The sequence below is a fragment of the Lacinutrix sp. C3R15 genome, assembly GCF_018860825.1.
In the GTDB taxonomy this organism is placed as follows: domain Bacteria; phylum Bacteroidota; class Bacteroidia; order Flavobacteriales; family Flavobacteriaceae; genus Oceanihabitans.
Genome location: NZ_JAHKPZ010000004.1, coordinates 257985 through 271442, shown reverse-complemented (window position 1 = coordinate 271442; position 13458 = coordinate 257985). Strand labels below are relative to the sequence as shown.

General features: G+C 32.7%; 13 protein-coding genes. 8 read left to right on the top strand and 5 right to left on the bottom strand.

Annotated features, from left to right (window positions below; translation table 11 throughout):
- Positions 1-20: 20 nt before the first annotated feature.
- From KO494_RS01185 to KO494_RS01165, 5 genes are all read right to left on the bottom strand, one after another.
- A complete protein-coding gene (locus KO494_RS01185; RefSeq protein WP_215965754.1) occupies positions 21-1472 on the bottom strand; it encodes an ATP-binding protein in 1452 nt (483 codons plus the stop codon).
- 138 nt (positions 1473-1610) lie between these two features.
- Entirely contained in the window at positions 1611-2159 is a 549-nt protein-coding gene (locus KO494_RS01180; protein WP_215965753.1) for a CopD family protein, read from the bottom strand.
- A gap of 12 nt (positions 2160-2171) precedes the next feature.
- Positions 2172-3524 (bottom strand): MATE family efflux transporter, encoded by a 1353-nt coding sequence (locus KO494_RS01175; protein ID WP_215965752.1) that lies wholly within the window; start codon positions 3522-3524, stop codon positions 2172-2174.
- Positions 3525-3526: 2 nt separating this feature from the next.
- A complete protein-coding gene (gene hemH, locus KO494_RS01170; RefSeq protein WP_215965751.1) occupies positions 3527-4558 on the bottom strand; it encodes a ferrochelatase in 1032 nt (343 codons plus the stop codon).
- Between the two features lie 33 nt (positions 4559-4591).
- Positions 4592-5488: a helix-turn-helix transcriptional regulator gene (locus KO494_RS01165; protein ID WP_215965750.1), complete on the bottom strand. Its 897-nt coding sequence runs from the start codon at positions 5486-5488 to the stop codon at positions 4592-4594.
- 193 nt (positions 5489-5681) lie between these two features.
- Between KO494_RS01165 and hemA the strand changes: the two genes are divergently transcribed.
- From hemA to hemB, 8 genes are all read left to right on the top strand, one after another.
- On the top strand, positions 5682-6944 hold the full coding sequence (gene hemA / locus KO494_RS01160) for a glutamyl-tRNA reductase (RefSeq protein WP_215965749.1): 1263 nt from the start codon (positions 5682-5684) through the stop codon (positions 6942-6944).
- Complete coding sequence (gene hemC / locus KO494_RS01155) at positions 6937-8520, top strand: hydroxymethylbilane synthase (RefSeq protein WP_215965748.1); 1584 nt, start codon at positions 6937-6939, stop codon at positions 8518-8520. Before hemA ends, hemC begins: the two co-directional genes overlap by 8 nt.
- 91 nt (positions 8521-8611) lie before the next feature.
- Positions 8612-9643: a uroporphyrinogen decarboxylase gene (gene hemE, locus KO494_RS01150; protein ID WP_215965747.1), complete on the top strand. Its 1032-nt coding sequence runs from the start codon at positions 8612-8614 to the stop codon at positions 9641-9643.
- 238 nt (positions 9644-9881) lie between these two features.
- Entirely contained in the window at positions 9882-10640 is a 759-nt protein-coding gene (locus tag KO494_RS01145) for an EI24 domain-containing protein (protein ID WP_215965746.1), read from the top strand.
- The gene (locus KO494_RS01140) at positions 10640-11179 is read left to right on the top strand and encodes a GNAT family N-acetyltransferase (protein ID WP_215965745.1); all 540 of its coding nucleotides are present in this window, start codon (positions 10640-10642) and stop codon (positions 11177-11179) included. The genes KO494_RS01145 and KO494_RS01140 overlap by 1 nt, the downstream gene beginning before the upstream one ends.
- Positions 11169-12071 carry an oxygen-dependent coproporphyrinogen oxidase gene (hemF, locus tag KO494_RS01135; protein WP_215965744.1) on the top strand — a complete coding sequence of 301 codons (903 nt, stop codon included), beginning with the start codon at positions 11169-11171 and terminating at the stop codon, positions 12069-12071. Before KO494_RS01140 ends, hemF begins: the two co-directional genes overlap by 11 nt.
- Before the next feature lies 1 nt (position 12072).
- A complete protein-coding gene (locus tag KO494_RS01130) occupies positions 12073-12462 on the top strand; it encodes a YchJ family protein (protein ID WP_215965743.1) in 390 nt (129 codons plus the stop codon).
- A gap of 6 nt (positions 12463-12468) precedes the next feature.
- Positions 12469-13458 carry a porphobilinogen synthase gene (hemB, locus tag KO494_RS01125; protein ID WP_215965742.1) on the top strand — a complete coding sequence of 330 codons (990 nt, stop codon included), beginning with the start codon at positions 12469-12471 and terminating at the stop codon, positions 13456-13458.

The following is a 13458-nucleotide window of genomic DNA, read 5'->3' as shown; positions in this document are numbered from 1 at the left end:
TTAGTTTGTATTAATTTAGTCTATTCTTTAGGAAAAGTAACTGTAAAAGTTGTGCCTTCACCTATTTGAGATGTAAAGGTAATACTTCCGTTATAAGTTTCCATAATATTTTTCACCATCGCAAGTCCTAATCCCATTCCGCTGGTTTTGGTGGTAAACTTTGGTTCAAATATTTTTAATTTGTTTTCTGCTTTAATTCCTACTCCATTATCAGCCACTGTAATTTTAACAGTATCTTTTTCCTCTAAAACGTTTACCGTAATTCTTGGTGTGGTGTCATTAGAAATAGACTGAATAGCATTTTTTATTAAATTAGTAACCACACGAATAAGTTGGGTTCTATCAAACTTGGCAATAATTTGTTCTTTATTAGAAGAAAACGCAATATAATCTTCATTAAAAATATCTAATGAAAGATTTACAATTTCAACTACATTCAACATTTCATTTTTCTGCGCTGGCATTTTAGCAAAGTTTGAAAACGCAGACGCAATAGAGCTCATAGTGTCTATTTGCTGAATTAATGTTTTACTATATTCATCTACTTTTTGATGTATGTTTGGGTCTGAAGGATCAAACTTACGTTGAAAACTTTGAACACTTAAACGCATTGGAGTTAACGGATTTTTAATTTCATGTGCTACCTGTTTTGCCATTTCTCGCCATGCTTGTTCACGCTCACTAGTTGCTAATTGCACAGCACTTTCTTCTAACTCATCAATCATACTATTATAAGATTTAACAAGAGCAGCTATTTCAACAGTTGCAGAATCTAATTCAATTTTTTGATTGCGTTTTTCTAGTCTGGTAGCATTTATTTTATCACTTATAGTATTAAGCGACTTAGTAATATATTTAGACAAAACATAAGCCAAAACTATTGCCATAAGCAACATAAACAAATACGCAAAAGCAATACGCTCTAAAAACTCATCTAATTCTTTAGCTAAAAAATCATCATTTTCTAGTAATGGTAGATTTAAAATAGCGATAGGTTTTGATTTTTGGTCTTTTATATAGGTAAATGACGATTGGTAGGTTTCTCCATTTACCTGACGTTTTTCTACCAACCTATGTTCTACTGTATTAGATAAAGCATTTAAAACCTCAGCATTTAAACAGGTTTGAATAGAATCTTGTGTTAATGTTGCTATAGATGATTTTAAAAGCTGACCTCCTAAATCATAAAGGTTTATTGGCAAATCATGTATGGTTGCTATTTTATAAATTTCTTCTTTAAAAATAAAAGGTAGCTTATCGGTTTTTACCTCAAATGAAGTTTCTTGAATTACAAAATTTATATGCCTTTGTATAGCAGACTCTTTACGTTCTAGTCTTTGCTCATGATAATCTTGGGTTTCTTCTTTGTATTGGTATACAGCAACTCCTGTAATAAGAATAGAAGCAACAAGCACCAGAAAAATCATGGCTATAAATATGCGAAAACGTAAGGAGAGTTTTTTTAGCTTCATAGAAATGCCTATATAAACAGGTATCTTAAATTAGTATTTGTAATTCTCTAAATATAACAATAATCACACCAAACATTAAAAGAATCTTGATGGTTCCATTTATATACAAAAGAGCCAACACATCTTCTATAACCACTTCTATGCCTCCGGATTTTTATTACGTATTTTTTTATAAAACTTAAAACCAAGCATTAAAAGTACGCCAAGAACAAAAATTCCTATAACACCAAAAATCCAATTAAAAGCGCTTTTAAGTATTACAAGAAATACTACTGCAAACAATATAAAGGTTGCGCCTTCATTCCATAAACGCATAAAATTAGAGGTCTTTTTAACCTCATCTCTTTGTAATTGCTTATAAAACTGATGGGTTTTTAAATGATATAAGATTAACAAAACTACAAAGGTTAGTTTTACATGCATCCATGGTTGTTGTAACCAAACAGGTTGTAAAATAAGCAACCAAACTGCAAAAAAAGTTGCTAAAATAGCAGAAGGCCAGGTAATAATACTCCATAAACGTTTTGCCATAAGCTTTAACTGTTTGCCTAAAATTTCTTTTTCAGGAGAAGGTTTATGAAAAGCTTCTATTTGATACACAAACAATCTAGGAATATAAAACAAACCTGCAAACCATGTAATTACAAAAATAAGATGTAATGCTTTTATGTATTGATAGTATTCCATAATGCAACTAGTTTATATTGTTTTTTTAATTAAAGTGCTTCTAATTTCTCGATTTAAAAAATACCCTGTTACCACTGTTGAAAGCACATCAGAAATAGGAAATGACATCCACACACCTAACTCGCCATAAAATTTAGGTAAAATTAAGATTAACGGAATAAAGAAAAACCCTTGCCTAGATAAAGTAAGCAATAATGCAGGAGTAGCTTTACCAATGGCTTGAAAATAAGCTGCACCAATAAGCTGTAATGCAATTATAGGTGTAGCGGCAAATACCCAACGCATATCATTTGGTGCTTGATTTAAAACAGCAATATCTGTAGTAAAAGCTTTAGTAATAGCTACAGGAAAAAGCATGAGTAAAACAAATATGATAGTTGCTAAAATAGCTGCATATTTTATGGCAATATTAATACTCTCTCGTACTCTTTCATAATTTTTAGCGCCATAATTAAAACCTGCAATAGGTAAAAATCCTTGGGTAACTCCTAATACAGGAAACAAAGCAAACATTAGCATTCTACCAACAATGGCATAGGCTGTAACAGAGGTTGCGCCTCCTAGATCAAATAAAATATTATTCATAAATAAATAGGTCACACTCACTACTGCCTGTCTTGCAAGAGTAACAAAACCCAAAGTTCCTATTTCTTTTACTATAGAAAAATCTAAGCCAAAATGAGGTATACTTATTTTTAGTTCAGAATATTTAGAAAGAAAAAACCAAAGCACAAACAAAAAAGATAAACTATAAGAAATAGTAGTTGCCCAAGCTGCTCCTGCCATTCCATAATCTAGAATATAAATAAAAATATAATCTAAAACCAGGTTTCCTACAGACGGAATCATCATGGCGTACATGGCAAATTTTGGTTTTCCTTCTGCGCGTATTACATTATTTCCAAGCATAGATAACGCCAATAAAGGAACTCCGTAAAGCACTATTTTATAATAAATTTTTGCAGGATCAAAAATAACTCCTTTACCGCCAAACAAAAAAATAATATCATCTACATAATACAAGCCAAGAGCAACAATAGAAACTGTTAATAACAAAACTAGTGTTATTTGGTTTCCAAAAGTTTTTAATGCTTTTTCGTAGTTTAATGCACCAAGTGCTCGTGAAATAATAGAAGCACCTCCTACACCAATACTCATTCCTAAGGCTGCAATAAAAAAAGAAACAGGTAATACTATATTTATAGCAGCAATAGCTTCAGCTCCAATCCAATTACCAACAAAAATAGTATCTACTAATACATTTAGAGACATTACCAATACACCAATAGATGCAGGAACAGCTTGCTTAATAAGCAATTTACTAATGGGTTTAGAACCCAAATCTTCTGAAGATACTTTAGCCATTTTTAGGCTTTCGTTTTAGATAGAGCCCAGTTATTAACCCATTTTGCAAGTAATGCAACCCATTCGTCATCATCATTTAAACAAGGAACTGTTGTAAATTCTTTTCCTCCCATTTCATGAAAAATCTCTTGTCCTTCCATGGCTATTTCCTCTAAAGTTTCTAAACAATCACTAACAAAGGCAGGTGTTATAATTGCCATACTTTTTACACCTTCTTTACCTAAACGCTCAATAGTTCTATCTGTATAGGGTTGTAACCAAGGATCAAATCCTAATCTAGATTGAAAGGATGTAGAAAAGGCTCCTTCTTTAAACTGTAACTTTTCAGCAACCAAACGCGTTACTTCTAAACATTGATGTCTGTAGCAAAACTCATGCGCTTTACTAGGTGTTGCACAACAACTTCCATCTATTTTACAATGCGATTTTGTAACATCACTTTTTCTAATATGTCTTTCTGGTACACCATGATAAGAAAACAATACATGCTCATAGTTTTTACCCTGTAAGTGTCTTGCAATACTATTAGATAAGACTTCAATATAATCTGGTTTATTATAAAACGCAGGAACAGATTCTATTTTTAAATTAGGAAAAAACTTTTGACGTAGTTTTTCTGCCTTAACAGTAATAGTTTCTGTGGTTGCCATAGCAAATTGAGGATATAACGGAAAAAGTAAAACTTCATCTACTCCCTTATCTACCAATTCTTGAAATCCTTTTTTAATGGTCATGCTTCCATAACGCATTGCCAAAGCCACTGGCATTGCTGTTTGTTTTTGCACTTTCTTTTGAAGTCTTTCTGAAAGCACTATTAGCGGAGAACCTTCTTCCCACCATATTTTTTTATAGGCTGCTGCAGATGCTTTTGGCCTGGTATTTAAAATAATACCTTTTACCAATGCTGTTCTAGCTAAAACAGGTAAATCTATGACTCTTTCATCCATTAAAAATTCACCTAAATATCTTTTAACATCTTTAGGTTCTGGACTATCTGGCGACCCTAGATTTACTAATAATATTCCTTTACTCATATGCTTATTACGTACCACAAAAGTGGAAACATTTTAATTTATAGATTGTATATATTTTTTAGGAGTGGTACCATACTTCTTTTTAAAAGCAGCAATAAAATGACTGGAGGTACTATAACCAACTTTTAGCCCTACTTCATTTACATTATGGTCTCCAGATTCTAATAACTTTCTGGCTACTTCCATTTTATAATCTAACAAAAAACTAAATACAGAATCGCCATAAATTTGCTTAAACCCTTCTTTAAGTTTCTTTAAGCTTAAACCAATTTCATCTGCTAATTCTTGCAGACTTGGTGGCTCTGCCATTCTAGATATTATAATATCTTTCGCTTTTCTTATTTTAATAACATTAGTTTCGTCTACCAAAAAAGGACATTGCTCTACATCTGCATCTTCATTTCTATTAAAATACAAGCTTAAAAGCTCATACGCCTTCCCTTTAAAATAAAGATTTTTAATAGATTGATTTAAATTATAATGTATTAATTGGTTTAAAACAATAGACATTGAAGGAGAAATTTTTCCGTCTTTATAATACTTCTTGTCTTTATTATCACTACTTAAAAATGTAATATAATCTGCTTCTTGACTAAACAAACCATGAAATTTTTTAATAGAAATTAAAACAGAAACCAACCAAGTCTTGGCTTCTACTTGTAAGTGAATTGGCAAATCACGTTGCGGATTATACAACAGTAAAGAAGTTTCATCTTGAATATTTAAAGTATAACTTCCTTTATTAAATAAAAAAGCTGCAGACCCTTTAATACAAAAATGAAACTGAATAAAACTACTATCAATTTCACGCTCTAAGGTTTCAACTAACTGGTTTTCATTTTGATAGGTTAACACAAAAAAACCATCATCAACTTGCGTTTCTGTAAAAGTACCTCTAGCGACATTTTTTAAAGTAGTAATCTCTTTCATTTTTAAAATATTATTTAGAATAGTTCTAAACAGCAACACGAAAATACGTTGTTATCCCTACAAAAGTATGACATTTTTCATATAATATTAAAAAATAACGCTAAAAAACCACAAACGACACTAAAAGTTCTTTTAGCGTTACTTTTATAGATATAAGCGCTTTACTTTTGTCTGGTAATATCCAAATCAGGTAATGGAGCAATACAATATTTCTAAAGGCAATTCATTTTACGCAATAGGTTTAAGCTATAAAAAAGCAGATGCCAAAATTCGTGGGCACTTTAGTTTAGACACCGATTCTAAAATAAACTTACTAGAACAAGCTAAGCAAGAAGGCATAGAAAGCCTTGTTGTTACTTCTACATGTAACAGAACCGAAATTTACGGTTTTGCACAACACCCTTTTCAACTTATAAAATTACTTTGTGACAATACTGTTGGCACAGTTGAAGAGTTTCAAAAAGTTGCCTTTGTTTTTAAAAACAAAGATGCTATTTCACACATGTTTAGAGTTGGCTCTGGTTTAGATAGCCAAATTTTAGGCGATTTTGAAATTATCGGACAGTTAAAACACGCAGCCTCACAATCTAAAAAAGAAGGTTTATTAAATCATTTTTTAGAACGCTTAGTTAATGCTGTAATACAAGCCAGCAAACGCATTAAAACAGAAACAGAGATCTCTACAGGAGCTACATCTGTATCTTTTGCCTCTGTACAGTATATTTTAAATGAAGTAGAAAACGTTTCTGAAAAAAATATTTTGCTTTTTGGAACAGGAAAAATAGGAAGAAACACCTGCGAAAACCTAGTAAAACACTCTCAAAACAAGCAAATAACTTTAATTAACAGAACCAAAGATAAAGCCGAAGCTATTGCTGGAAAGTTTAATCTAGTAGTTAAAGATTACAGTAACTTACAAGAAGAAATTCATACTTCAGACATATTAATTGTGGCAACAGGAGCACAAATGCCAACAGTTGACAAACACATAATTCAAAACAACAAACCGCTTTTAATTTTAGATTTATCTATACCTAAAAACGTAAATGATAACGTAGCTGAATTAGAAAATGTAACCTTAGTACATTTAGATCATTTATCTAAAATAACAGACAATACTTTAGAGAAACGCAAAGAGCACATTCCGCTTGCCGAAACAATAATTGAAGAGGTAAAAACCGAGTTTAACGCTTGGCTAGAAACCAGAAAGTTTGCACCAACAATTAAAGCGTTAAAGCATAAATTACAAGACTTTAAAAATGCCGAATTAGATACGCAACGTAAAAAAATGGCTAACTTTAATGAAGAACAAGCCGAAATTATTGGTAATAAAATTATTCAAAAAATAACAAACCATTTTGCACATCACTTAAAAGATGATGCTATCTCTACAGACGAAAGTCTAGAACTTATAAAAAAAGTGTTTCAACTAGAAACAGCGACAAAAAATGCCTAAAACAATAAGAATTGGTACTCGCGATAGCGAACTTGCCTTATACCAAGCCAACATAGTAAAAAGTCAATTAGAACATCTTGGCCATAACGTACAATTAGTTCCTGTAAAATCTACTGGAGATTTACAACTAAACAAACCATTATACGAGCTAGGAATAACTGGTATTTTTACTAAAACGTTAGACATTGCCATGTTAAATGGTGATATAGATATTGCTGTACATTCTTTAAAAGATGTACCAACCGTTTTACCTAAAGGTATTGTACAAGCAGCAGTATTAAAACGTGGTAACGTACGTGATACTTTAGTATTTAAAACTACCGAAGAATTTTTAGGCGCAAAAAATGCCGTAATTGCTACTAGTAGCTTACGCAGAAAAGCGCAATGGCTAAACCGTTACCCAACACATACTGTAGAAGATATACGTGGTAACGTAAACACGCGTTTACAAAAGCTAAAAGAAACAGAACATTTTGATGCTGCTATTTTTGCAGCAGCAGGAATTGGACGCTTAGGTTTACGTCCTGAAACTGCTTTAAATTTAGATTGGATGATTCCTGCTGCAGCACAAGGTGCTATAGTAGCTGTTGCACTAGAAGAAGACGAAGAAACAAGAGCTATTTTAACCGAAATTAACGACGAAGAAACACAAACCTGTACACAAATTGAACGTGAGTTTTTAAATCGTTTAGAAGGTGGCTGCACGGCTCCTATTGGCGCTTTATGCTATATAAAAGACGAAGAAATACATTTTGATGGCGTTTTATTAAGTCCTAACGGAAGCAAAAAAATAACCGTACAACGTAGCAAAAAATTAGGTGAACATCATGATTTAGCAGAATGGTGTGCCAATTACGTAATAGAAAAAGGTGGTAAAAGATTAATGGATGCTCTTAATGAAGTTAGCAAGCCAACAAAAGTATACTCTACAAAATCACTTACCGAAGACCAACGTTTATTAGTAAATGAAAACTTAGGTGTAGAAAGCTCAGACTTTATAAAAATAAGCACCAACAGGTTAAAACCACAATTGGTTAGAAACCCTATACAAAATGTAATAATTACCAGTAAAAATGCAGTAGAAGCATTACTTCAAAATTTTTCTGCTGTAGAATTACAATTTCAAAACATATACTGCGTAGGTCGTAGAACAAAACGTTTGGTAGAAAAACGTATTGGTAAAGTAAAACACGTAGAGCCTAACGCTAAAAAACTTGCTGACTACCTAGTAGATTATATTGAAGGTACAGAAGTTACTTATTTTTGTAGCGATTTAAGACTAGATGCTTTACCAACAATACTAACAGAAAACAATATTACTGTTCATGAGGTTGAAGCCTACCAAACAAAATATGACGCAGTAAAAATTAAAGATACTGTTGAAGCTGTTTTATTTTACAGTCCGTCTACAGTACAAAGTTTTAAACAAGAGAATACAGCAAAAGATAATATGATTGCTTTTTGCATTGGGGAAACCACTGCTCAAGAAGCAAAAAAACACTTTAAAGACATACGTATCGCCAAAGTACCAACCGTAGAAAGTGTGATACAATTGGTCAATGAGCATTATGTTTAATATACTTGTTATTCCTGCGTAGACAGGAATCTGTATTAATAAAATAAAGTTTCAATAAAAAAATTCCAGCCTTAGTAGGAATGACAAAAATATGATTAAAAACGATTTATTTTTAAGAGCATTAAAAGGAGAAACCGTAGAACGTCCACCAGTTTGGATGATGCGTCAAGCAGGACGCTATCTTCCAGAATTTATGGAGATAAAAGCAAAATACGATTTCTTTACACGTTGCCAAACACCAGAATTAGCAAGTGAAATTACAGTACAACCTATTCGTCGTTTCGGAATGGATGCAGCTATTCTGTTTTCAGACATCTTAGTCATTCCGCAAGCAATGAATATTGAGGTACAAATGAAACCTAATTTTGGTCCATATTTACCAAATCCTATTCGCTCTCAAAAAGACGTAGACAATGTTATTGTACCAGATGTAACAGAAGCTTTAGATTATGTGTACCAAGCCATAAAAGCAACCAAAGAAAAACTAAATGACGAAATTCCGTTAATTGGTTTTGCAGGTTCTCCATGGACCATACTTTGCTATTGCGTACAAGGTCAAGGCTCCAAAAACTTTGATAAAGCCAAAGAGTTTTGTTTTACAAACCCAGTTGCTGCACATGGTTTATTGCAAAAAATTACAGATACCACCATTGCTTACTTAAAACAAAAAGTAAAAGCAGGTTGTAATGCTGTTCAGGTATTCGATTCTTGGGGAGGCATGCTTTCTCCTACTGATTATCAAGAATTTTCTTGGCAATATATACAACAAATAATCGATGCTTTAAAAGAAGACGCTCCTGTAATTGCTTTTGGTAAAGGTTGCTGGTTTGCCTTAGACACTATGGCAAAATCTGGCGCTGCAGCTTTAGGTGTAGACTGGACTTGCTCTGCTAAAAACGCACGTTATTTAACTGGTGGAAACATTACGTTGCAAGGTAATTTTGATCCTACACGATTATTTTCACCTCCTGCAGAAATTAAAAAAATGGTTACCCAAATGATTAACGATTTTGGTAAAGACAAATACATTGTAAATCTTGGTCATGGTATTTTACCTAACATTCCGTTAGAAAACGCTAAGGCATTTATAGATGCGGTAAAAGAGTACAAAAGCCCTTCTTAATCTTTCCAAAAGAAAGATACTGCTTCGGCAAAAGAATTAAACATGTGAATTTGCTTTCCGTTACAACGGAATAGAGATAAAAATTTGGGCGTTACCTATTTTTTTGAAGTAACAATTTCTTATAAATTGCAACAAATAAGTATAAAAAATAGGTCGCGCTTTCACTACTCGCTCTCTGCGAGGAGCTCAAACAAATAGCTCAATCGCTAACGCAAGGCTTGGTTTTAAAACAAAGACTATGGTTAAAAACATACTAAAAGGCTTAAAAGCATACGCAAATAGTTTCGCATTAATTTCCCAATTAAAACTCTGGAAATTCTTTTTTATACCAATCATCATAAGTGTAATAACAGCTATAATTATTGGTGTTACCGCCTATGGTTTTTCTGATAATATTGGTGCGTTTATAGCAAAAATATGGTTTTGGGAATGGGGAAAAGAAACCTTCTCCACCATTTCAACAGTTATTGGCGCAATTGCAGTTTTAGCAATTGGTTTAATACTATACAAACACATTATCATGGCACTTTCTGCGCCATTTATGAGCCCTGTTTCCGAAAAAATTGAAGCACATCTCACAGGAATAGAAAGCCATTCGCACAGAGATACTTCCTTTCAAGAACAATTATGGCGCGGAATACGTATAAACATTAGAAATTTAGGAAAAGAACTTTTATTTACCATCCCTTTATTAGTACTTAAATTTATTCCCATTGTTAATATATTTTCTACCGTTTTATTATTCTTATTACAAGCTTATTATGCTGGTTTTGGTAATATGGATTATACCTTAGAACGACACTTTAAATATAGAGAAAGCATACAGTTTATTAAAAAAAACAGAGGTGTTGCCATTGGTAATGGTATTGTTTTTATACTCTTTTTATTAATTCCTGTATTAGGTGTAATTTTAGTTTTACCACTTAGTGTTACTGCAGCTTCCATAAGCACAGTAAACCTATTAAAAGAAGAATCTGTAAGCAAAAATGCAATCTAATGAAAATGCAGTTTGATGATTTTGAAATTAACCCAATCCTTAATGGAGATGCATGGAAAATCTGTGATTTTATAGTTGCAAATCAAGACCGTTTACAACGCTATTTTCCCAAAACATTAAAACAAAACCTTACACCAACTTTATCGCAATTGTTTGTCGATAAAAAAGTAAAACAGTTTGAAAATAAAGAAGAATTCCTGTTCACATTAAAACAAACCAAAACCAGAGTATTGGCAGGAATAATTTATATTAAAGAAATAGATTACAAAAAACAACAAGGGGAATTTGCCTACTGTATGGATTACAATTTTGAAGGCAAAGGCTTAACCTCAAAAGCAGTCAAGTACTTATCCATATATGCTTTTGAGACTTTAAATTTAAAAACACTTCAAATTATTGTACATAAAAACAATATTCCTAGTGTAAAAGTAGCAGAAAACAATAGTTTTAAATGGATAAAAACCTTGAAAAACGAATTTACTCCAGTAGGCGAAAACCCTTTAGATATGGAGCTATACGAATTATATAATGAAAAATAAATTCTACCAATACATACAAGATTTACAAAACAGTATTACTTCAGGATTAGAAGCAATAGATGGCAAAGCAATATTTCAAGAAGACATTTGGAAACGCCCTGAAGGTGGTGGCGGAAGAACACGTGTCATTGAAAACGGAAATGTTTTTGAAAAAGGAGGCGTTAATATTTCTGGTGTGCACGGAAAATTACCAGACTCTATGCAAAAATATTTTGGTGTAGAAGATGCCGATTTTTTTGCTTGTGGTTTAAGTTTAGTACTACACCCTAAAAACCCAATGGTACCCACAGTACATGCCAATTGGCGTTATTTTGAAATGTATGATAAAGAAGGAAATATTGTAGACCAATGGTTTGGTGGTGGTCAAGACCTTACACCTTATTATTTGTTTGATGAAGATGCCAAACACTTTCATACTACCTGTAAAACAGCTTGCGACAAACACAACCCTGAATTTTACCCAAAATACAAAGCGCGTTGCGACGAATATTTTTACAATACACACAGAAATGAAGGTCGTGGTATTGGTGGTTTATTCTTCGATTATTGCAAAGCTTCCGAAGAAATGAGCATGCAAAAATGGTACAATTTTGTTACTCAAGTTGGCGATAGTTTCTTAGAAGCTTATGTTCCTATTGTAGAAAAAAGAAAAGATTTAAAATACACCAAAGAGCAACGCGATTGGCAAGAAATACGCCGTGGTCGTTATGTAGAATTTAATTTAGTACACGATAAAGGAACTCTTTTTGGTCTAAAAACAAACGGAAGAATTGAAAGTATTTTAATGAGTCTTCCGCCACATGTACAATGGGTTTACAATCATCATCCAGAAGCAGGAAGTGAAGAAGAACGATTAATTAACGTATTACAAAATCCTAAAGACTGGGTGTAATATGAATTGTTACTGTGGAAATAATAAGAGTTACAAAACATGCTGTGAAGTCTACCATTTAAATAATGGAAAAACAAAAACAGCAGAACAATTAATGCGCTCTAGATATAGTGCTTTTGTTTTAGCAAATGGCGACTATTTAATGGCAACGCATCACGCCTCTACAAGACCCTTATCTGAAAAAAAAGAAATTGTAAAATGGGCAAAATCTGTAGAGTGGATTAAACTAGAAGTGCAAGAAACCACTAAAGGCTTAGATAATGACAAAGAAGGCACAGTTACCTTTAGCGCCTATTTTTATGAAAACGGAAAGGTAGATGTCATTCATGAAAAATCTGCTTTTATCAAACAAAACAACAAATGGTATTACTTAGGTTATGCCAAAAATTAATATATTATGTATCCTATTAAAAGAAATAGAAGATTAAGAACAAACCAAGCTATTAGAAGCTTAGTTAGAGAAACTATTATTTCACCAAACGACTTCTTAGTACCATTATTTGTAGTGGAAGGAAAAGGTGTTAAAGAAGAAATAGCTTCTATGCCAAATTACTACCGTTACAGTTTAGATTTATTACAAACCGAAGTTAAAGAACTTTGGAAACTAGGCTTAAAATCGGTATTACTTTTTGTAAAAGTTCCAGACCATTTAAAAGACAATAAAGGAACCGAAGCAATAAACCCAAACGGATTAATGCAACGTGCTATAAAAGCCGTTAAAAATGCTTGTCCGGAGATGCTGGTAATGACAGATGTAGCATTAGATCCATATTCTATTTATGGGCATGATGGTATTATTGAAAATGGAAAAGTAGTTAATGATGATAGTGTAGATGTTTTAACAGAAATGAGTGTTTCTCATATAGAAGCTGGAGCAGATTTTGTTGCACCCAGTGATATGATGGATGGTCGTATTTTATCTATACGCGAAGCTTTTGAAGACGAAGGCTATACAGATGCAGGAATTATGAGTTATTCTGCTAAATATGCCTCTGCTTTTTATGGTCCTTTTCGTGATGCTTTAGACTCTGCTCCTGTAGACTCTCAAGACATTCCTAAAGACAAAAAAACGTATCAAATGGATTATGCAAATCGTTTTGAAGCCATACGTGAAACCGAAATGGATATTGATGAAGGCGCAGATATTGTAATGGTAAAACCTGGTTTATGTTATTTAGATATTGTACGCGAAATTAAAAACGAAGTAGATGTTCCTGTTGCAGTATATCAAGTTTCTGGTGAATATGCAATGCTTAAAGCAGCTGCAGAAAAAGGATGGTTAGACCATGATGCTGTGATGCTAGAACAAATTACAGCTATTAAACGTGCTGGAGCAGACATCATTGCTAGTTATTTTGCAAAAGATGTTGTGAAGCTACTCCACTAA

Excerpts from the sequence above, each read along its gene's own strand:
- KO494_RS01185 (WP_215965754.1), bottom strand. The coding sequence starts at position 1,472 with ATGAAGCTAAAAAAACTCTCCTTACGTTTTCGCATATTTATAGCCATG.
- KO494_RS01180 (WP_215965753.1), bottom strand. The coding sequence starts at position 2,159 with ATGGAATACTATCAATACATAAAAGCATTACATCTTATTTTTGTAATT.
- KO494_RS01175 (WP_215965752.1), bottom strand. The coding sequence starts at position 3,524 with ATGGCTAAAGTATCTTCAGAAGATTTGGGTTCTAAACCCATTAGTAAA.
- hemH (WP_215965751.1), bottom strand. The coding sequence starts at position 4,558 with ATGAGTAAAGGAATATTATTAGTAAATCTAGGGTCGCCAGATAGTCCA.
- KO494_RS01165 (WP_215965750.1), bottom strand. The coding sequence starts at position 5,488 with ATGAAAGAGATTACTACTTTAAAAAATGTCGCTAGAGGTACTTTTACA.
- hemA (WP_215965749.1), top strand. The coding sequence starts at position 5,682 with ATGGAGCAATACAATATTTCTAAAGGCAATTCATTTTACGCAATAGGT.
- hemC (WP_215965748.1), top strand. The coding sequence starts at position 6,937 with ATGCCTAAAACAATAAGAATTGGTACTCGCGATAGCGAACTTGCCTTA.
- hemE (WP_215965747.1), top strand. The coding sequence starts at position 8,612 with ATGATTAAAAACGATTTATTTTTAAGAGCATTAAAAGGAGAAACCGTA.
- KO494_RS01145 (WP_215965746.1), top strand. The coding sequence starts at position 9,882 with ATGGTTAAAAACATACTAAAAGGCTTAAAAGCATACGCAAATAGTTTC.
- KO494_RS01140 (WP_215965745.1), top strand. The coding sequence starts at position 10,640 with ATGAAAATGCAGTTTGATGATTTTGAAATTAACCCAATCCTTAATGGA.
- hemF (WP_215965744.1), top strand. The coding sequence starts at position 11,169 with ATGAAAAATAAATTCTACCAATACATACAAGATTTACAAAACAGTATT.
- KO494_RS01130 (WP_215965743.1), top strand. The coding sequence starts at position 12,073 with ATGAATTGTTACTGTGGAAATAATAAGAGTTACAAAACATGCTGTGAA.
- hemB (WP_215965742.1), top strand. The coding sequence starts at position 12,469 with ATGTATCCTATTAAAAGAAATAGAAGATTAAGAACAAACCAAGCTATT.